21 protein-coding genes are annotated in these 20,532 nt (G+C 45.1%); 9 read left to right on the top strand and 12 right to left on the bottom strand.

Annotation, left to right across the window (positions count from 1 at the left end):
• The first annotated feature begins 16 nt into the window (after positions 1-16).
• The 3 genes from QNI24_RS00435 (at position 17) to QNI24_RS00425 (ending at position 2,865) form a co-directional block, all read left to right on the top strand.
• Positions 17-1,825, top strand: a complete 1,809-nt coding sequence (locus tag QNI24_RS00435) for a M2 family metallopeptidase (RefSeq protein ID WP_267176793.1) — start codon at positions 17-19, stop codon at positions 1,823-1,825.
• Between the two features lie 155 nt (positions 1,826-1,980).
• Positions 1,981-2,184: a dodecin family protein gene (locus QNI24_RS00430; protein ID WP_267176794.1), complete on the top strand. Its 204-nt coding sequence runs from the start codon at positions 1,981-1,983 to the stop codon at positions 2,182-2,184.
• Positions 2,185-2,256: 72 nt separating this feature from the next.
• Positions 2,257-2,865, top strand: a complete 609-nt coding sequence (locus QNI24_RS00425; RefSeq protein ID WP_283708422.1) for a DUF1287 domain-containing protein — start codon at positions 2,257-2,259, stop codon at positions 2,863-2,865.
• A 23-nt stretch (positions 2,866-2,888) separates the two neighbouring features.
• Here the strand turns inward: QNI24_RS00425 and QNI24_RS00420 are convergent, their stop codons facing one another.
• Complete coding sequence (locus QNI24_RS00420) at positions 2,889-4,142, bottom strand: tetratricopeptide repeat protein (RefSeq protein ID WP_267176796.1); 1,254 nt, start codon at positions 4,140-4,142, stop codon at positions 2,889-2,891.
• A 195-nt stretch (positions 4,143-4,337) separates the two neighbouring features.
• Here QNI24_RS00420 and QNI24_RS00415 point away from each other — a divergent pair, with 195 nt between their 5' ends.
• Entirely contained in the window at positions 4,338-4,541 is a 204-nt protein-coding gene (locus QNI24_RS00415) for a hypothetical protein (RefSeq protein WP_267176797.1), read from the top strand.
• A gap of 7 nt (positions 4,542-4,548) precedes the next feature.
• Here the strand turns inward: QNI24_RS00415 and QNI24_RS00410 are convergent, their stop codons facing one another.
• The 3 genes from QNI24_RS00410 to groES form a co-directional block, all read right to left on the bottom strand.
• Positions 4,549-5,688, bottom strand: coding sequence for a trans-sulfuration enzyme family protein (locus QNI24_RS00410; RefSeq protein ID WP_283708421.1), 1,140 nt, complete (start codon positions 5,686-5,688; stop codon positions 4,549-4,551).
• A 124-nt stretch (positions 5,689-5,812) separates the two neighbouring features.
• The gene (groL, locus tag QNI24_RS00405; RefSeq protein ID WP_267176799.1) at positions 5,813-7,459 is read right to left on the bottom strand and encodes a chaperonin GroEL; all 1,647 of its coding nucleotides are present in this window, start codon (positions 7,457-7,459) and stop codon (positions 5,813-5,815) included.
• 5 nt (positions 7,460-7,464) lie between these two features.
• Positions 7,465-7,752, bottom strand: a complete 288-nt coding sequence (groES, locus tag QNI24_RS00400; RefSeq protein ID WP_267176800.1) for a co-chaperone GroES — start codon at positions 7,750-7,752, stop codon at positions 7,465-7,467.
• A gap of 353 nt (positions 7,753-8,105) precedes the next feature.
• Here groES and QNI24_RS00395 point away from each other — a divergent pair, with 353 nt between their 5' ends.
• A complete protein-coding gene (locus QNI24_RS00395; protein ID WP_283708420.1) occupies positions 8,106-10,790 on the top strand; it encodes a PEP/pyruvate-binding domain-containing protein in 2,685 nt (894 codons plus the stop codon).
• Positions 10,791-10,799: 9 nt separating this feature from the next.
• Here the strand turns inward: QNI24_RS00395 and QNI24_RS00390 are convergent, their stop codons facing one another.
• Both QNI24_RS00390 and QNI24_RS00385 read right to left on the bottom strand, forming a co-directional pair.
• The gene (locus QNI24_RS00390) at positions 10,800-11,570 is read right to left on the bottom strand and encodes an ABC transporter permease (protein ID WP_267176802.1); all 771 of its coding nucleotides are present in this window, start codon (positions 11,568-11,570) and stop codon (positions 10,800-10,802) included.
• The gene (locus QNI24_RS00385; protein ID WP_267176803.1) at positions 11,567-12,520 is read right to left on the bottom strand and encodes an ABC transporter ATP-binding protein; all 954 of its coding nucleotides are present in this window, start codon (positions 12,518-12,520) and stop codon (positions 11,567-11,569) included. Before QNI24_RS00385 ends, QNI24_RS00390 begins: the two co-directional genes overlap by 4 nt.
• A 68-nt stretch (positions 12,521-12,588) precedes the next feature.
• Between QNI24_RS00385 and QNI24_RS00380 the strand changes: the two genes are divergently transcribed.
• Complete coding sequence (locus tag QNI24_RS00380; protein ID WP_267176804.1) at positions 12,589-12,759, top strand: rubredoxin; 171 nt, start codon at positions 12,589-12,591, stop codon at positions 12,757-12,759.
• A 21-nt stretch (positions 12,760-12,780) separates the two neighbouring features.
• Here the strand turns inward: QNI24_RS00380 and QNI24_RS00375 are convergent, their stop codons facing one another.
• Positions 12,781-13,179, bottom strand: a complete 399-nt coding sequence (locus QNI24_RS00375; RefSeq protein ID WP_267176805.1) for a MerC domain-containing protein — start codon at positions 13,177-13,179, stop codon at positions 12,781-12,783.
• Between the two features lie 216 nt (positions 13,180-13,395).
• Here QNI24_RS00375 and ubiG point away from each other — a divergent pair, with 216 nt between their 5' ends.
• Genes ubiG through QNI24_RS00360 form a run of 3 tightly spaced genes read left to right on the top strand, consistent with a single transcriptional unit; the run spans position 13,396 to position 15,047 of the window.
• Positions 13,396-14,112 carry a bifunctional 2-polyprenyl-6-hydroxyphenol methylase/3-demethylubiquinol 3-O-methyltransferase UbiG gene (gene ubiG, locus QNI24_RS00370; protein WP_267176806.1) on the top strand — a complete coding sequence of 239 codons (717 nt, stop codon included), beginning with the start codon at positions 13,396-13,398 and terminating at the stop codon, positions 14,110-14,112.
• A complete protein-coding gene (locus tag QNI24_RS00365; RefSeq protein ID WP_267176807.1) occupies positions 14,105-14,782 on the top strand; it encodes an HAD family hydrolase in 678 nt (225 codons plus the stop codon). The genes ubiG and QNI24_RS00365 overlap by 8 nt, the downstream gene beginning before the upstream one ends.
• Positions 14,783-14,789: 7 nt before the next feature.
• Positions 14,790-15,047, top strand: a complete 258-nt coding sequence (locus QNI24_RS00360; protein ID WP_267176808.1) for a hypothetical protein — start codon at positions 14,790-14,792, stop codon at positions 15,045-15,047.
• Here QNI24_RS00360 and QNI24_RS00355 read toward each other — a convergent pair whose 3' ends face one another.
• The 5 genes from QNI24_RS00355 to QNI24_RS00335 form a co-directional block, all read right to left on the bottom strand.
• The gene (locus tag QNI24_RS00355) at positions 15,048-15,764 is read right to left on the bottom strand and encodes a hypothetical protein (protein WP_267176809.1); all 717 of its coding nucleotides are present in this window, start codon (positions 15,762-15,764) and stop codon (positions 15,048-15,050) included.
• A gap of 253 nt (positions 15,765-16,017) precedes the next feature.
• A complete protein-coding gene (locus QNI24_RS00350; protein WP_267176810.1) occupies positions 16,018-16,224 on the bottom strand; it encodes a hypothetical protein in 207 nt (68 codons plus the stop codon).
• A 92-nt stretch (positions 16,225-16,316) separates the two neighbouring features.
• Entirely contained in the window at positions 16,317-16,778 is a 462-nt protein-coding gene (locus QNI24_RS00345) for a DUF4174 domain-containing protein (protein ID WP_267176811.1), read from the bottom strand.
• Positions 16,779-16,975: 197 nt separating this feature from the next.
• On the bottom strand, positions 16,976-17,437 hold the full coding sequence (locus tag QNI24_RS00340) for an FKBP-type peptidyl-prolyl cis-trans isomerase (protein ID WP_267176812.1): 462 nt from the start codon (positions 17,435-17,437) through the stop codon (positions 16,976-16,978).
• Between the two features lie 63 nt (positions 17,438-17,500).
• The gene (locus QNI24_RS00335; RefSeq protein WP_267176813.1) at positions 17,501-20,506 is read right to left on the bottom strand and encodes an aminotransferase class III-fold pyridoxal phosphate-dependent enzyme; all 3,006 of its coding nucleotides are present in this window, start codon (positions 20,504-20,506) and stop codon (positions 17,501-17,503) included.
• Positions 20,507-20,532: the final 26 nt, after the last annotated feature.

Raw genomic sequence — 20,532 nt, 5'->3', positions numbered from 1 at the left:
ATTAACGGGACTAAAAATGTTGAGAAATGTAATTACATTGTGTTTGATCATGTCATTGATGGCTTGTCAAAACAATACCATGAATAAAAAAGCCGCTGATCAAGTCACGGTTGAAGATGCCCAAGCTTTTTTAGATAAAGTTGAACAGACTTATTTAGACGAATGGGAATATGCCAGCAGGGTCGCCTGGGTACAGGCCAACTTCATTACTGAAGATACGGTTTGGTTGGGCGCCAAAAGCATTGAAAAAACTGGCGCTTTGTCAGTCAAATTTGCCAACGAGGCGAAACAATTTGATGATTTGGAGTTGTCTGATGACATGCGCCGTCGCATGAATATCATCAAAGGCAGCTTGACGCTGGCGGCTCCAGATGATGTGGATAAGAATGCTGAGTTGGCTCAAATCATGGCTAATTTGGAGGCCATGTATGGTGCTGGAAAATACTGTGTGGAGGACAAATGTCAATCTTTGGGTCAGCTGTCTCAAACCATAGCGCAGTCGCGTGATCATGAAACTTTATTAGAAGCTTGGCAAGGCTGGCGCACAGTCTCACCTGCCATGCGCGATAAATACCAGCGCATGGTTGAGTTAGCCAACGAAGGTGCACAAGCTTTGGGTTACCAAGATACCGGTGCCATGTGGCGTGCAGGTTATGACATGCCAGCCAGTGAATTCCCCCAAGAGTTGGATCGTTTGTGGACCCAAGTCAAGCCTTTGTATGATTCACTTCAATGCCATGTTCGAACCAAATTAACTGATCATTACGGTGAGGAAATCATGGGTGATGACGGCATGATTCCAGCTCATCTGATGGGTAACATGTGGGCCCAAGATTGGACTGGTGTGTACGATTTGGTCAAACCTGAGGATGCTGGCTCAACCATCGATGTCACGGCATTATTGGCCGAAAATGATTATGATGCCAAGAAAATGACCAAAACAGCAGAAGGCTTTTTTACCTCTTTGGGTTTGCCGCCATTGCCTGAAACGTTTTGGTCACGTTCGCTGTTTACTAAACCACAAGACCGCGATGTGGTGTGTCATGCCAGTGCCTGGAACATTGACAATGTCGATGACATACGCATGAAAATGTGTATCAAAGAAGATTATGAAGATTTTGTTACCATCCACCACGAGTTGGGTCACAACTTCTACCAGCGCGCTTACAACGACAAAAGCATTTTGTATCGTACCGGTGCCAATGATGGCTTTCATGAAGCGATCGGCGACACTGTGGCGTTGTCAATCACACCCTCATACTTTAAGGAAATTGGTTTGATAGATGAAGTTCCAGCATCTTCAAATGACTTGGGTATGTTGATGAAAAAAGCCTTAGAAAAAATTGCTTTTGTGCCTTTTGGTTTGTTGGTAGACCAGTGGCGATGGAAGGTGTTCAATGGTGAAATATCACCCGAAGAGTACAACGCAGGCTGGTGGGCATTGCGCAATAAATACCAAGGCATCAAAGCACCGGTAGCAAGAACTGAGGCTGATTTTGATCCAGGTGCCAAATACCACATTCCTGGTAACACCCCATACACTCGTTACTTCCTGGCTCATATCCTACAGTTTCAATTTCACCGTGAACTGTGTGAAACAGCTGGCTTTGAGGGTGACTTACACCGTTGTTCGATCTATAACAACCAAGCAGCCGGTGAAAAGCTCATCGAAGTATTGGAAATGGGTGCTGAAAAGCCTTGGCAAGATGCCATGGAAGTGATTGCCAATTCACGTGAAATGGATGCCACCGCGGTGGTTGATTATTTTGCGCCGTTGAAATCTTGGTTGGATGAACAAAACCAAGGTCGTGAATGCGGCTGGTAAACGCTTGTGGTAATGCTTGATAAAAAGCCGGTCTGTGATCGGCTTTTTTTGTCTCATTGATTATCAACAAGTGTTAAATCAATACCCAGCTAATGGAAAAATAACAGGTGGTTTGCTACCCTCATTAGACTTATTAATCATTCAGGAGAAAACTCATGAGCGTAGCCAAAGTAACTGAGATCATTGCCAGTTCGAAAAAAAGTTTCGATGATGCTGTTGAAAATGGAATCGAAAGGGCCTCTGAGACCTTAAAAAATATTACTGGTGCTTGGGTTGAAAGCCAAAAAGTTGTGGTAGAAGACGGTAAAGTGGTTGAATACCGCGTGGCGATGAAGGTCACATTTGTATTAAAAGACTGACCAACCATTAATTATCAAAAGTAGCAAGAGCCGGCTTTTCAGCTGGCTTTTTCTTTGCCAGCAGTAAGTGTTTTGTTTGAATCAATTTACTGGACAGTTGTCAAAGTTGAAATGCGAGTCTTCATTTCTGGCTTATTCTACCTGGTGCTGCTGACCTTCAACGGCTTAAGCATTGCCAACCCATTGGTTGATGCAGCCAAGGACCGCCTTAAACATGTGGTGATTTATGACGGTTCATACCAGTCAATAGCCTACCCAATGGGAGATGTGGCAGCCAACAAAGGGGTGTGTACCGATGTCATCATCAGATCATACCGTGCCTTAGGTATAGACCTACAACAATTGGTACATGAGGACATGGATAAGCATTTCGGACTCTATCCAAAAATTTGGGGACTGAACAAACCAGACAGTAACATCGATCACCGCCGAGTGCCTAATTTAGAAGTATTTTTTAAGCGCTTTGGTGTTGCTTTGCCAATCACTCAAAACCCTCGAGATTATCAGCCAGGTGACATCGTCAGTTGGCGTCTGAGTGGCAACAACCGGCCACACATTGGTATCGTCAGTGATCAAAAGGCAGCATCAGGTAATTATGAAATCATTCACAACATAGGCTGGGGCGTAAGAAGTGAAGACATGCTGTTTAAACACCCCATCACTGGCCATTACCGTTATTGAGTCTGTCATTTTGTTATGACTCATTATCCTTTGAGTTTTTCAATGCCTTTTAAATAGGAACTTGGTGCGTTGACATTGGCACTGCCATGGTACTTTTTTATCAAATGAGTTAACAGTTTCACCGCGGCATCAGTTTTTTTGTTTTGGTAATATATTTTGGCCACCAAAAAATAATTATCAACAACATCCTGGTGCGCATCGGGAAAGCGTTGATCGAAGTCGCGAGCCAGTTTAAGTACGGTTTTGAATTGATTTCTCTCGAAGGCATGGGTGATCAATTGGCTCATGTGGTTGGGGTCTTTGGGTTTGATGAAATGTCCATCTTCTAAATACTCAAGGACCAATTCTATGGCTGCTTTGTGGTTGTTTTGAGCAATCAATTGCTGCAGCTTATCAGCGGGTCGCAGGCGATTGTTGTGTACTAAAATATCTTGAGCTTGGGACAAATAAACATCCAAGTCGGTGCGTTCTTCATCGGCCTTTAATTCATTGATGATGTTGATGGCCTCCTGAGCGTTGCCTTGTTCAATCAAGTCTTTGATGCGATCCTTCAGTGGGTCCACAGGGTGGCTTGTTTGGGTTGTTAAGACCTCAGTATCCACGGTATCATGACCCAATTCATCGGCGTGGCGGTACATCACATAGCCAATAACTGCAAAAGTATAAGCCAATAAAAAATACAAAACCCAAGCCGTCAGTACACTGCCTATGATGCCAGGCAGTGCATCGGCCATCAGGTACCTGAAACCTAAATTAGCCGCACCACAGATTAAAAAGAAAATCAATAACATCCAATACTCAAAACCAATGCGGGTCATTACAGTGAGTAGATTCATCGGGTTCAAAGAAGTCGTAACTGATTGAGTTTTGCTCAGCATCATCAGGTATGCTGGTGTTGCTGCCGTTGTGAGAATCAATAAGGCCAAACCAGAAGCAGGATCGCTGCGGTATATGAATAAAAAGATAAAGATCTGAATGATGGCCATGACCATGGCTTTGAAGCCAATTTTGTCATCAATCTCATGGCTGCGAGCATCGGCGTATGTAAACTGGCCAGTGGATACCGCATGCAAAACCTCAAAGGCCAATTTATACGATGCCAAGAATAACAAAGCCGCAACCAACAAAGGGATAATCACGATGGGTATAAAGGTCAAAACATTGGCAAAAGCCAGCAGGGTGATTTGGTAGTAGAGTTTTTCTTGTTTCAGGTAAGTCAGGAAAAAACCCAGCTTACGCCAAAACGGTGGTGTGTTTTCGACAGCTTGAGGAGGCATTCATCATCATCATCATTTACAAACGCATTTCATCATAATAGAAACTTCATATGAATAACAGTCTGCAGTTATGATTGGCCAAAAATTCGCAGTACCATCGATAATTTCTTACAACAACATCGGATTTTAATGACAGACAAACAAGTTGCTTTGGAGCGAACATACAGTCATTGTCACAACAGAAAGGGTGTTTCAATGCAACACAGTATCATTGCACAAATTAAATCCAGAAATGCAGCGTATCAAAACGCCAAAACCATCGAAAAAAAGATCAGGTACTTACAACGTGAGTTGGTCAGGGCTTCTTTTCAAGGCTCAGAGAAAACAGCATTTTGTAGAAAGCTGTTGAACTTGATCAAAAAAGAACGGCAAAAAATCAAAGGCCTGCCAGTCAATTAAAACATTTTCAAGACAGCGCGTTTTGCCAATCAGCCATTAAGTCATCGATGTGTTCGATACCGACTGAAATTCTGATCAGGTTTTCGGGCGTTTGGCTTAATGCATCCTCCACTGATTTGCGGTGTTCAACTAAACTTTCAACGCCGCCTAATGAAGTGGCGGGAGTGAAAAGCTGGAGCTTTGCGATCACTGCCATGGCTGCTTCTCTGCCAGAACCCACTTGGATGGAAATCATGGCACCACAGCCATCTGGCATCTGCCTGGTGGCCAACTCATGTTGGGGGTGGTTGGCCAGATCAGGAAAATGGACGGCATCAACGGCATCGTGCTGGGCAAAGAATTCAGCCAACTTCTGGGCATTGCTGACTTGTTGCATCACCCGCAGTTTGAGCGTTTTGATGCCACGAGTGATTAACCAAGCATCAAATGCTGATGGTACGGCGCCACTGAGGTTTTGGATGTTCTTGAGCTGGGCTTTGAAAGATTCAGGAGCAGCAGGGTTGAGCACCAAAGCGCCGCTGAGAGAATCTGAATGGCCACCATAGTATTTGGTGGTTGAGTACATCACGGCATCAGCACCCAAAGCCAAAGGCCTTTGTAGCACCGGTGTACACCAAGTGTTATCAACGATACAAAGTGCATCATTGGCATGCGCCAAGTCAGCAACGGTCTTGATGTCAGTCACCTTAAGTAACGGGTTGGAAGGTGATTCAATCCAGATCAGTTGGGTGTTGGGTTTGATTGCAGCTTTTATCGCTTCATGATCAGTCATGTCTACTTGTGTGTGTGCTAAATGCCAAGTACTGAACAATTCACCCAAGGTGCGTCGAACTTCATAATAGGCATCATCTGGCACAATCACATGATCACCGGGTTTCAGGCTTTGTAACACGGTGTTGATGGCCGCCATGCCTGAAGCAAAAGCCAAGGCAAATTCACCTTCTTCTATGGTCGCCAAGGCTGATTCTAATAAGCTGCGGTTGGGGTTGGCTTTTCGTGAATAGATGTAGCCACTTTTGAAAGTGCCATCAGTCTCTCGCTTGAACGTGGTTGATGGGTAGATGGCGTTGGCGACTGAGCCGGTCTCATCATCATGGGGTTCAGTGGCTTGAATGGCGCGGGTTTCAAATTGGGTGGGTTTGGTCATCATCAAAGCTTAGGAATTGAATGCCAAGATTGTAACCGATGATTATTTAAGGCCGGTAAAAAACAGCCATAAAAAAAGCCCTGTAAAAACAGGGCTTTTTGTGAACGGACGTTCAGGGGATGATTTACATCATGCCGCCCATACCGCCCATACCACCCATGCCGCCCATATCAGGCATAGCAGGTGCAGATTCTTGTGGAATCTCTGCAACCATACATTCAGTGGTGATCATCAATGCTGCAACTGATGCTGCATGCTGTAAGGCCGACCGGGTGACTTTGGCAGGATCAAGAACACCTTCTTTGATCATGTCAACATATTCACCAGTGGCTGCGTTGTAACCGAAGTTGCCCTTGCCGTTTTTAACTTCGTTAACCACTACTGATGATTCTTCACCGCAGTTGTTAACGATTTGACGCAATGGCTCTTCCATTGAAGTGATGGCAATTGCGATACCGACGTTTTGGTCTTCATTGTCACCTTTCAGACCAATGACTTCAGCTTGGGCGCGCAACAAAGCCACACCGCCACCAGGTACCACACCTTCTTCAACAGCAGCGCGAGTCGAATGCAAGGCATCTTCTACACGGGCTTTCTTTTCTTTCATCTCAACTTCAGTGGCTGCACCAACTTTAATCACTGCTACACCGCCGGCTAATTTAGCCACACGTTCTTGCAGTTTTTCTTTGTCGTAGTCACTGGTAGCATCTTCGATTTGAGCTCGGATTTGGTTAACACGTGCTTCAATTTCAGCCACATCACCAGCACCATCAATGATGGTGGTGTTGTCTTTGTTGACTTGGATGCGTTTGGCCGACCCCAACTCGTCTAAAGTGGCTTTGTCCAGTTGTAAGCCCACTTCTTCAGAGATTACAGTACCACCAGTCAACACGGCAATGTCTTCCAACATGGCTTTTCTGCGGTCTCCGAAACCAGGTGCTTTAACCGCACATACTTTTACAGTGCCGCGCATGTTGTTAACTACCAAAGTAGCCAAGGCTTCGCCTTCGATGTCTTCAGCGATGATGAACAGTTTTTTACCGGTTTTCGCAACGGCTTCTAAAACCGGCAATAACTCACGGATGTTCGAAATTTTCTTGTCGTGTAACAAGATGTATGAGTCGTCCAAATCAGCTGACATGGTTTCTTGGTTGGTCACGAAGTAAGGTGATAAGTATCCACGATCAAACTGCATGCCTTCAACCACATCTAGTTCATTCTGTAAACCAGAACCTTCTTCGACTGTGATGACGCCTTCTTTACCCACTTTGTCCATCGCCTCAGCAATGATTTCACCGACTGATGCATCAGAGTTGGCAGAAATGGTACCGACTTGAGCAATGGCTTTAGAATCAGAACAGGGTGTGGCTTGGTTTTTGATGGCGTCAACGGCAACCGCAACGGCCTGATCAATACCACGTTTTAGATCCATTGGGTTGCGACCAGCAGCAACAGCTTTCAAACCTTCACGAACAAAAGCTTGGGCCAAGATGGTTGCTGTGGTGGTGCCGTCACCAGCCACATCATTGGTTTGTGAGGCCACTTCTTTAACCATCTGCGCACCCATGTTTTCGAACTTGTCTTCCAATTCGATTTCTTTGGCCACTGATACACCGTCTTTAGTCACGGTAGGTGCACCAAAACTTTTTTCTAATACCACGTTGCGACCTTTAGGACCCAAGGTGACTTTAACTGCATTGGCTAATACATTCACGCCACGTGCCATTTTGGCTCGTGCGTCTTCTCCAAATTTAACTTCTTTTGCGCTCATTGTTCTTATCCTATGATTCCGATGATGTCTTCTTCTTTCATGACGAGGTATTCTTCGCCATCAACCTTAACTTCGCTGCCTGAGTACTTACCAAACAACACACTGTCGCCAGCTTTCACATCCAAAGCACGGACTTCGCCGTTGTCCAAGATGCGGCCGTTACCGACTGCGACGACTTCACCACGTTGTGGTTTCTCAGTGGCTGAGTCCGGCAGTACAATGCCGCCTGGAGAGGTGGTTTCCTCTGCTGTGCGTTTTACGATAACGCGATCGTGTAAAGGACGAATATTCATTAATCGAACTCCCTAAATACGTTTAAAAATTAGTCTATAGTGATGAAGCACAAGTATTCTAAAATAACGGTGCTTCGGTTGGAGTGTCATGTGGGGTTGGCGGTGTTGAATTCAAGCCCCAATACATAGAATTCCCGTTTTTTTTGGCAGATACCTGCAAACCAGGTGTTTATTTCCTGTGGTTTGTTAACTTTCAACATTTACAAGACCGGTAATGATGTGCAGTGAATCAATGCCTTATCAATGTTTTAACATCGCTGTGCTAAACTGCAAGTCAGTTAAATATGAATGGATTAATCAGGGATCTCAGAGTGAAAAATCATTGCCATGCAACAACACTTTTTGGCCTTATCATGGGTGTCGTTTCAAGCTCACAAGCCAGTGGTTTTGACTGGGAGGAAGCTTGTCCTGAAACCAATATCAGCCAATGGGTGGCGAGCTGTGAAAGCAACCATGACAAACAGTTTTGTTTGCGCAGCTTCAGTCGAGATTACCTCAATCACCCATCTGGGGTGTATTCAGATAAAGCCGTTCGGGTGAAGAATTTTCTGTACGATACTGCAACTGATCAAACACCCAATGCATTGCTCAACAAAATATGGGAGTTAAACACCGGTTGTAGTGATTATGATCATGGAAAGGGGGTATTCAACCAACACCTGTCATTGGTTGGTGAGTCGGTGAAAGTGATCGGCAGCATTCCAGCAGGAAAGGCACAAGTCCGAATCAATATCAGCACCAATCAGGATGTTGATTTACAACTGTATGATGGTGATACCGCGCTGGTTGATAAAAACAGTGGTTTATTAAATGGTGCTGACTTGGCCACGGTCAGTTACCAAGGAATGGAAATCACTTACAGTGGTTTTGAAGGTGATGCGAACAGTGCGGGTAATGAGTTCATTACTCTATCTGGAATCACATCATCGGCGTTGCGAGTACGACTTGCTGGTCATCAAGACGCCGAAGTAACGGTCAGTTACCAATGGGGGCTAGACCCTTCACTTGGAGCCACCTACATAATAAACAGGCAGGTCTATAATGACTTGTCGGTACGCAGCGCAACACCGGGTGCCATAGGTATCCGTGAACTGAAATTCATCATCAAAGACATTGATACTGATTTTCCCAGTGTGTACTTCATGCACAGTGAACACGTACCGTTGCATATAGATTTTGCTTACGATGTTTTGGACTGGTATCCGACACTTAATTACGATGAGGCTTACCGAGTTTTTAACAGCAGCACGTATTTCTTAGACGCACGCAAACATTTGGCGGGCTCGATACTGGCGCATGATAAATTCATCAATCCCTATCCAGCAGCCAAGGGCTTATACACCTTGCAGTTATGGCCGACTGATCCAGTGGCGGCGCCTTTGATTGTTAAAGCCCATCAGTTATTAACGGCGAAAATGCGCGTGCTGGATGGTAACTTGGTGTACTTTCCGGGCAGTGATACCCAAACCAACATCTATCTGCAGAACCAAGCCTATTTTGATGACAATGAAGTGGCTGTCATCGACAGTGAAACATTGTTTGATAATGTGTCCTATACAGCGATGAATTTGGCTGAAGGCTACGGTACTTTACGCGTGGTCAATGAGGGAGATCCAACCCCTTCAGTCAACGATGTGGTGATTTTTACCTTCATCCCCAATGATTTGGCTCATGTCGCAGGCATCATCACCGACACCGTGCAAACGCCGTTATCACACATTAATTTAAAGGCCAAACAAAACAACACACCCAATGCTTTCATTCAGGATGCCGCCGAAAACCCCTTCATAAAACCCTTGTTGAATCAGTTGGTTCATTATCAAGTGAATCACGATGGTTTTGTTATAGAACCCGCGACACAGGCTGAAGTTGATCAATGGTTGGAACAGGTACGGCCTCAAAAAAGCCAAGAGCCGCAGAGTGATTTATCAGTGGTTTTACCAGCACGACTAGATACCTTGCGCCATTCAGATTGGATTCGTTTTGGTGCCAAAGCAGCCAATGTTGCTGAACTGGCTCAGGTGCTGGAACCGGGTTCATACCCAGTGGGTTATGCCATTCCGTTTGCTATGTACGATGATTTTATGCAGATGAATCGGTGTCAAGGTTTTGAGGATGATGGCATCACGCCGGATGGCAAATACCGCGACCTGTGCGATGATTCCAGTGATCCCAACGGCAAAAGTCTGTACCAACAAATTCAACAAATCATGGCAGCAGAGGCATTCATAAACAGTCCGGATGTTCGCCTTGAACAATTAAAAGATTTTCGCAAAGAAGTGCGCAAAAGCGAAGTGCCAGCTGACATGGCTGAGGTATTAGAGTCGATGCGTTATTTTTGGGATCCAGATGGTGATTTCACCCATTCGATTCGGTTGCGCTCGAGCACCAACAACGAAGACCTGGCCGGTTTCAATGGTGCTGGGCTTTATGAGTCCAACACACACCACCCTGATGAAGGTTTGATTGGGGAGTCAGTGAAAAAAGTATGGGCCAGTCTGTGGACCAGTCGCGCATTTGAAGAACGGCGCTTTTACCGCATTGATCATTTTAAAACCTATATGGGTGTTTTGGTACACCTGAGCTATGGTGATGAACAAGTCAATGGTGTGGCAGTGACTAAAAACATTTATGATCGCAATTGGGAAGGTTACTATGTCAATGCCCAATACGGTGAAATCTCAGTGACCAACCCAGAGCCGATTGTTACCAGTGAGGGTGAAGTGGGTGCCATTCCAGATGAATTTTTACTGGCCAGGCTGGTTTCATCAGATACTGATTACAGCTGGGTTCAGCAGTACATCAGGCGCTCAAATGTAGAAACGGTTTACGGTCAGCCAGTTCCCACCATCAATGTGCTGCTGGATGATGAAGTGAGGGAATTGCGTGTTGCCATGCAACGCATACAAAGCCACTTCAAAGCCATTTATGCGGGTGATGAAGATTTTGCCATGGACATCGAGTTCAAAATCACCCGCACCGACGATGGCAGCCGCGGTCATTTAGAAATCAAACAGGCCAGGCCTTGGATTGATTGATGCTTGTGGTTAAGACCGCAGACCAATCCCTTTGTGCAAGATGTACCAAGAAATAAAGCCTAAAATCAAGACAAAGGAAATGATGATGCCGTAGGCCACAGCCACATTGATGTCTGACACGCCCAGGAAGCCATAGCGGAAAGTGTTCACCATGTACAGTACCGGATTGATCAAGGAGACTTTTTGCCAAAAATCAGGTAACAAAGAAATCGAGTAAAACACCCCGCCCAAATAAGTCAAAGGGGTCAAGACGAAAGTGGGAATGATGGCGATGTCATCGAACTTTTTAGCGAAGGCTGCATTGATAAAGCCACCCAAGGAAAACACAATAGAGGTCAGAACGACTGTTGAAATGATGATCCACACGTTATGGATTTTGATTTCGGTAAAAAATAAGGAAATGATGGTCACAATCAAACCCACAGCCAAGCCGCGGAATAATGAGCCACTGACGTAACCGGTCAAGATGGCCCAATTGGGCATCGGTGATACCAGTAACTCCTCTACGTGTCTGGCGAATTTGGCGCCAAAAAATGAGGAAACCATGTTGCCGTATGATGAGGTGATCACTGCCATCATCACCAAACCAGGCACAATGAAAGACATGTAATCAAAACCACCCATCTGGCCGATTCGAGAACCAATTAAATTACCAAAAATCACGAAATACAAAGTCATGGTGATCGCTGGTGGCAGTAAGGTTTGTGACCAAATTCTGACAATGCGGGTCACTTCTTTGCGCATCAGGGTTTTGATGCCGTTGAATGTTACTGAGCTCATGCTGCACCTCCTGGGGTTGGCTGAGATGATTTGGTTTCGGTGTTGTTCTCGATCATTTTCACAAACAATTCCTCCAGGCGGTTGGCTTTGTTGCGCATCGAGGAAACACAGTAGCCGGCCTCATCAATTTGTTTGAACACGCTGTTAAGATTTTTCGATTTGGGGACGTCCATTTCAATGCTGTTATCGTCCCTCACCCTGGCATCCAATGCCGCCAACAATTTTTCATCAGGGGTTTTATCAAGGTCAAATATGAATGTCTCAATGTCCAAGGTCTTGAGTAAATCCTTGATGGTGGTGTTCCTGACAATTTCGCCATGATCGATGATGGCGATGTTCTTGCATAACTGCTCTGCTTCTTCCAAATAGTGCGTGGTTAAGATGATGGTGGTGCCTTGGGCAGCAATTTCTTCAACAAAAGACCACATGGAGCGGCGAATCTCAATGTCCACACCCGCTGTGGGTTCATCCAAAATCAGGATGCGGGGTTCATTGACCATGGCACGAGCGATCATCAAGCGACGTTTCATGCCACCGGATAAACCGCGTGAAATGGTATTCCGTTTCTCCCACAGTTGTAATTGTTTGAGGTACTTTTCAGTGCGTTCAAGCGCCACTTTACGTGGTACGCCGTAATAGCCTGCTTGGTTAGCGACGATATCAATGGGCTTTTCGAACATGTTGAAATTAAATTCTTGTGGTACCAGTCCAATCATGGCTTTGACCTCGGTGCGGTTCTTGACCAAATCTTTGCCAAAGGCTTTGACTTCGCCAGAGGTCATGTTGACCAATGATGAAATGATGCCAATCAAGGTCGATTTGCCGGCGCCGTTGGGGCCTAATAAAGCAAAGATTTCTCCGGCTTCAACTTTCAGGTCTACGCCTTTGAGTGCTTGGGTACCGTCTTTGTAGGTTTTTACTAAGTTTTTGATGTCAATTGCATGTTGCATAAATTACCTTGTTGATTTTTTTTCAAATGACCGTATATAAGCGACATCTGAAATTATATTTGTTCCCAATGGAAACTGAATTCAAAAAATATATCTGTGTTGTTTGTGGTCTCATTTACGATGAAGCCGATGGTTGGCCTGATGACAACATCGAGCCAGGCACCCGTTGGGAAGACGTTCCAGAAACCTGGATGTGTCCTGACTGTGGTGTGACTAAGGAAGACTTCGAGGAGCTTTAATCGCAGTTCTCTTGAATCTAACTACTCGATTCCGCCAACGACTTCACTCGCTTTGGGCTTAATACATCTCATCAGTTGGTAATTGCGCCAATGCGCCATCACCATCAACACGCCACCAACTACGAACATCGCTGATTCTGTGATGATGTGAACTTTGTCTTCCGCCAAAGAACCAGCAATCAAAAAACCAAAACCCATCGCAAACAGTCCAATCACACGTTTATCCTGGTGTTGTTTCCAGCCACGACTGAATGACCATGCAGCGATTACCCCAATTACAGTTAACCAAATCCAGCCATGACCAAAATGTGCCCAACTGGGCACCACTGCAGATACACTGAGTAAAATCGGCAGCATGGCACATTGAATGGCACACAAGCCAGACAAGAAGATACCTATTTTATCAGCGGTTGATTGCATGTGATGTGAGGATTGATTCTGTAAAATTCGGATGATACCAGATATGGGTTTGTTTTGTGTACTAACAAGGCTTTGAATGGGCATTGGTGGTAAAAAATTCGCTCAACAATAAAACCACTGTGGTCCAAACCGTCTTTGCTGTTAAGAATTGCTGACAAAGCACAAAAAATGGCCGCATGTGAGTGTACAATAGCATTTTTGACTCAAATCGATGCCATGAGTGAAGCCAACACAAGTAACCATTTCGACCATGAAATTGACCAATTTGACAGCCAAGCCGCCTTTTGGTGGGATTTAAATGGCCCGTTCAAAACCCTACATCAGATCAACCCAACTCGTCTCAAATACATCACCGACCAAGTCAAGCTCGACGGCTTGAATGTTTTGGATGTGGGTTGTGGCGGTGGTATTTTCAGTGAGGCATTGGCTGCCAAAGGCGCCGCTGTGACCGGTTTGGACTTATCAAAATCATCCCTACAAACGGCCCAATTACATTTACACGAATCAGGCCAAAAGGTTGATTACCAACTGCAAAGCATAGAAGATTTTGCCGCGGCCAATCCAGCCTCACAAGATGTGGTTTGTTGTTTGGAAATGTTGGAACATGTGCCTGATCCGGAAAGTATTGTGGATGCCTGTTTGAAGGCCCTAAAGCCAGGTGGATGGCTGTTTTTATCGACCTTGAACCGCACGCCCAAAGCCATGATGTTGGGCATTTTTGCCGCAGAGCATGTGTTGAAAATAGTGCCCAAAGGCACCCACCATTTTAATCAGTTCATCAAGCCATCAGAGTTGGTCAAAGCGTTACAAGACAAACCATTGGATATCGTCGACTTATCCGGCATGCGCTACAACCCCATCACTGAAACAGCCAGCATTGATGCTGAGGATTTGGACATCAATTACTTCCTCACCGCGAAGAAAAATGCCTGAATCTCAGCAGCGGCCTGAAATCAACAGCGTGCTGTTTGATTTGGATGGCACTTTAATGGATACAGCGGTGGATATGATCCATGCATTGATGCATTTGGCTGATAATCATGGCATCGAACACCAACTGAACGTGGCTGATTACCGCCAGTATATTTCTAAAGGGGCGGTGGCTTTGGTTAAGTCGGTGTTTGCTGACCCATCTGCTGAGTTATTGGAACAATTGCGCCTTGAATACCTCGATATCTACCAGCAACAACTCAACACCCACAGCCAATTATTCGACGGCATACCTGACTTGTTATTACACCTTGATCAGCGCAGTATTCCCTGGGGCATCGTCACCAACAAACCCTCTTGGTTGGCCAAGCCCATTGTTGAAAACACCACTGAACTGAATGCATCCAGAATACTGGTTTGTGCCGATCAAGTGGGCATCGCCAAGCCCCACCCCAAACCTTTGTTACACGCTGCCGAAGCGATGCAAATTGTCCACACTGAAACGTTGTATCTCGGTGATGCTAAATCAGATATCGACGCCGCCCACGCCGCTGGTATGCAATCAGGCATTGCCCTGTGGGGTTATTTGGCTCCTGAGGATAAGGTTGAGGAATGGTTGGCGCATTTTAGGTTTAGCTCCAGTAAAGAAATAATCACCACGATAACAGGATAAGGCTCTCATGCATTACCTGGTATTGATGCCACTGACAGCCTCTCAATTGCTTGTTATGTATTTTCTCTACAAAAAAACATCACCACTTAAAGATGCTGTGGTTTTGGCTGTGATTCATTTACTTGGTATCATGAGTGTTTGGTATGAAAAAGTGTTTAACGGTTTTTCTGAAACATGGTTAATAATTGCAGCTGTTGTTTATCAATGGGTATTTGCTTTTATACTTTTATATATCAATAAAAAAATCAAAGAACAACAAGGTTAATTATTCTTCGTGTGAAGCCAAAGGTTTGGGGTTTGATATGTGTTTTTTGATTGAATTTAAGGGATTTGCCCAACCAACTACACCCACTTCAGGAACTTCACCACCTGCCAAATTAATCCCTACGACTTCATAGTTGCTATTCAAAACTGGTGCACCGCTTGTTGCCCTTAAGTTGATGGTCTTATTTTCAAACAGGTAGGCCAGTTCATACTCTTCCGAGCTGATGACTACAGCAGGGTGATAGCTTGCTGTTTGGTTGTTAACCTGTGCAAACAGGAAAACTTTATCATCAATTGATGGTCTGTATCCAGATAACTTGAATGGCTCAGAGTCGACTTGCGCACTGACCGGTGCGATGAAAATATCATCAGTAAAGTTATCACCCTCTATGGCTTTAGCATTTGGGATTGAAAGTAAATCTTTTGCTGTCAAAGAGCCAAAACGTGAATCGAGCGGTTCGAGTTTTATGGCTTCAAATTGTGCAGCCATCTCCTTCCCGGTGTAGTCTTTTGATAAACCACCTGCTGTGCCAACTAAGTGCTGAGCTGAGACAATGAAAATGTTGTTGTTTTCAACCAGCAGGAATGCTGTGCCGGCTCTGGCCACTTCTGTTTTCAGCTCAAAAATGGGTCGATAGATTATTTTTTTATTGGTGTTGGATTGTGCGAATGTAATGGTTGAAAAAAAGCAAAAAGCAATGAGTAATAAAGTTTTCATTTTGTATGTCCCTGTTGAATGATGCAATTAGTAGTAATCATTCTATTCTCTAAACCTATACCAAAACAATTAAATCAATGGATTTTATAGTCACCACAATAGTGAATTGGGTCAGCTCGAGAATGACCGTATTTAAGTAGATTGGGCCCTGCCCATCACAAACTCATACACAGTTCAGTGATATCACCCAACCATTCAAGACCATAAAGAGGTCCAATAAACCGATGATAAAATCACTGATTTGCCTGTCTTGTTATGCGTCGACCCCTTTGTACCTGAATAATTCATCGTGAATGGCTTGGGCTCGGGCGACTATTTCTTGTGGTGATTTCTGCCACGATTCTGGATGTGCGCATAAGCCAGCGGTGATTCTGATCATGGCCTCCTCGCCCATGCCGATGCCTTTTTTATGAATGCCGCCGATGTTTTGTGGATGAACTGGATTACTTTGATGTTGCATGGTGGTGGTATGAATTCATTTGACTCATGAATATTTTAAATCAATCGGCTTATGGTTTGTGTGAACACAGGTAGTCGTTAGTCAGAGTTGCGTTAGTTATCCCTGCGCATTTCAGCTTGGCGCATGGGCATGGCATCGATTTCGCTGAATATGTCATTTAATTGCAGTGCGCTGAAGCGTGATTTAACCCCGCCGTCTTTACCGATAAGGATGACCTGGTTGCTTTTCATTGGGTAGGTTTTGAGAATATTTTGTTTTAATTCAGCTGACAACGGCTGGGTGTGGTTGGTAGAAATGCCATCTGGTGACAGCACAAACCAGAGGATATCACGTTCCTGAATTTCATCTTTGTTTTGCTCAAGGAGTTGCACAACATCATCTAGGTTTTCAATGTCATTGATCAGAATGATGCGGTGTTGCCACTGCAAATCAGTGATGTCATTCAGTGCGTTTGCTGGTTTGTTACTGGCCAAGGCATTTCCTGAAAAAATAGATAACAACAATGAAGCAACCATTGGTAGCATTGGTGTTGATGTTGTTGATGCTTTAAACATATTTGAAATATACCAAAATGTAGGTGATTTAGATGTGATGAAGTGGTGGTTTAGCCTTTGGGGAAAGAAGCAGTGATACAGTCACCGCCAATGGTAAAACAGACAAGTGAGACTTGCCTGTTTTTAACTTAATCAAATTTTTACTTAAGGCTCTGGTCTTCGCTTTGAGCAAAACCAATGGCCTCGTAACAAACCACTTAATGGGCGTGGTTGTGCTCTTGCTCTTCAGCAGTGGCTTCACGCACTTCTTCGATGCTCACTTTGAAATGTAAGCGTTGACCAGCCAGTTCGTGGTTACCATCAACTGTGACCACATCACCAGTAACTTCGGTGATGGTTACTGGCACAGGACCTTGCTCAGTTTGTGCCTGAAAGGACATGCCCACTTCAATGTCATCAACGCCTTGAAAGGCTGACTTTGGTACTTTTTGAATCATTTGCTCATGACGAATACCGTAAGCTTCCTCTGGCTCAACAGTGACATCAAACGCATCGCCAACTTGTTTGCCTTCCATGGCTTTTTCTAAGCCAATGATGATATTGTGTGCGCCTTGTAAAAATTTCAAAGGGTCGCGGCCTTCAGATGAATCGAGTACTTGACCTTCGTCATTGGTGAGTGTGTAGTGCATAGCGACCACACAATTGTCTTTAATTTGCATGTTGTGTCCTGATAAAATTTAGCCGCGCATTTTAACATAAGCAGCCATGGCTGTTGTGAATCCTCAGTAATTCATCGGGTTTTCTGCCAACACAATGGTTAATCTGTGCAGCAATTCATCGACATGCTGTTGACTGAATGTGATTGGGGGCTTGATTTTAATCACGTTATGATCGGGTCCATCAGTGCTGATAAGGATGCCCAAATCGCGCATGCGATCAGCCAAATACTGAGCCTGTTGTGGTAATGGATTCAAATTATCATCACACAACTCAAAACCTAAAAATAGCCCCTGTCCTCGCACGTCTTTGATGATGGGGTGTTGGGCTTGCAATGCAGCTAATTTAGTTTTCAGATACTGCCCCGTCTCCAAGGCATTTTGTTGCAGCTTTTTGTCTTTGATTTGTTGCAGCACCGCAAGGCCAATGGTTGCCGATACTGGGTTACCACCAAATGTATTGAAGTATTCCATACCATTAGCAAAAGCATCAGCGACCCTTTGGCTACAAACCACCACAGCCAGTGGGTGACCGTTACCGATGGGTTTGCCAATGGTGAGTATGTCGGGCACCACATCATGAGACTGGAAGGCCCAAAAATGACTGCCGATGCGGCCACAACCGACTTGAACTTCATCCGCAATACACACCCCACCTGCGGCTCTGACCATTTGATAAACCTGTTTTAAATAGCCAGTTGGCAACTCAATTTGGCCACCGCATGAGACGATACTCTCAGCGATGAATGCCGATAACTGATGTCCTTGGGCTTGTAGCTTATGGATGTGGTGTTGTACATAGCTGGCATATTGATCTGCGGCATCGGCACCACAATGACGCCCCCTGAAGGTGTCAGGCAATGGCACAATGTGGGTGTTCTCAGGTGCGCCTTGACCACCTTTTCCATCAAACTTATAAGAACTGATGGCGATGGTGCTATTGCTGTTGCCGTGGTATCCAGATTCCAGTGCAATCACATCTTTACCGCCGCTATAAGCTTGTGCCATGCGCAAGGCCAGTTCATTGGCCTCTGAACCTGAATTAACCAGATGCACCACTGACAGCTCATTGGGTAGGGTCTCTAGTAATGCCTTGGTGAACTTGATGATGGCTGGGTGCAGGTAACGGCTGTTGGTGTTGAGAATGGCCATTTGTTGTTGGCCAGCACGCACCACGGCGGCATTTTCATGCCCTACGTGGGCCACATTGTTACAAGTATCTAGGTATTTTTGACCGAATTGATCAATTAAGTAAACATCATCACCGCGCAACATTTGAATCGGCTCAGAATACGCCAAAGATAATGATTTGCCCAAATGTTGGTGGCGAAAATCTATGATTGTTTGGTTATCATAATGTTCATATTGATGACTGACTGGGTCGCTGATGAACGAATAGGGGTCCGGACACAAGGCCTGGTAAACCGGCCACTCAAGTGGTCGACATGCGCCTGGAAAATCGCCCTCATTACCTAGCATGTCATGCATGATTTGGAAATGCAAATGCGGAGACCAGCCGCCATTTTCATCTGCCTCACCCACCCAGGCCAGCAGGGCCCCACGTTTTACTTCATCACCCAGTTGATGTAATTCAAGGGTTTTTAATGCCAAGTGGCCGTACAGGCTGTAAAAAGTGCCGTTTTCATATTGATGCTCCAAGATGATGGTCGGACCATAGTCACGCGGGTTGTCGTTGTTCTTAAAACCAACAATGCGCCCATCCAGTGGCGCATGAATGGCACTGAAGGCAGGCAACCAAACATCCAAACCCAAGTGCATGGTGCGGTATTCTTTGCCGCTGTTGCCCTCATAACTGAAAGCATCGGCGGCGTAAAAAGAACGGGCTTCACCGTAGCCACCGGCTAAAAAATGCTGTGGGAATTTGGCTTGTTGTTGACTGATTTTAAACTGTTGTTCGGCGTGGTTTTCGTAATCAGCAGCAGCGCCCAACAAAGTGCTCCCAACACTCAGATCAATGCCCATGATCGCTGTTTTTTCGTGGTGTTCTGGAAATATCTCAGCTAACTTGATGGCGTTTTGTTCGAGGTAATGGATCAATGCTTTTTGTTGTGGATGGGCATTGTAACCACAGGCTAATCTAACGGTGTATCTCACCATGGCCGGTGGCAGCGAATGCCACTGTTTTAACACCTCCCACGCCGGTTTTTCAGAAATGGTTTTGTAGGTGTTTGCTGGGTTGTCACGTCGTGCTATGGCTGCTTGGGTCACGCTGACAGCCAAGCGCATGCCAATCAAATGATACAGTTGGTCAAGTTCGCTTTGCTGCAATTGAACGACGCTGTGATAGCCTTTGATCACCGCCGCAGCGGCGCCTAAAACATCGGATTGGCCCATCATGGCATAGGCACAGACGATGGCCAACTCGTTGATCAGTTGCGTGTGAATGGCATCGCCAAAATCGATGCATCCACTGACGCGATTCTCAGCCACTAAGACATTGTTGTCATTGAGGTCGTTGTGAATGACTTGGCGACGCAGTTGTTGGTATTCACTTTGTTGTGACTCAAACAAATCAGTGAAGTGTAGTAACAGTTTTTGTTGGTCCTTATCAAACAAATCTAGGTAGTCTTTGAGCCACAAAGACTGAGCCAAATCCCATTCAAAGGCTCGCTCGGCAAGAGGGTGTGAAAAAGTTTCCAAGGCCGTATCAAGTGCGGCGGCTTGTTGACCCAGTTGGCACAACATCATTGGACTATGAGGCAGGTAGTCTGACCACAACACCCCACTGACCCAAGTCAGAACACGCATGATGATCAATTCCCCATCGATGTTGTCACATGTGGTTAACCACTGATTGTGCTGATTCAGTATAGGTTGAGGTAGATTCAAACCAGCGGCTTGGTGCTTTGACAAATGAATCATCAATGCATTTTCAAACTCAAAACAAGCCAAGTCAGTTACACGACTGATTTTGACTGTAAAAGTTTGTTGTTCACCTTGGTATTTGTAGTTGTGGTCGACATCACCGACTAATTCTGAGAGTTGGCCAGTAATGCCGTAATGGTGTTTCAACCATTGGATGACTTGCTGTTTGTTGGGTTTTTTATTCATGGCATCTTTATGACCAATGAGCTCTG

The organism is Marinicella marina (assembly GCF_030065545.1).
GTDB classification, from domain to species: Bacteria; Pseudomonadota; Gammaproteobacteria; order Xanthomonadales; family Marinicellaceae; genus Marinicella; species Marinicella marina.
This window is presented reverse-complemented; position numbering and strand designations above follow the sequence as displayed.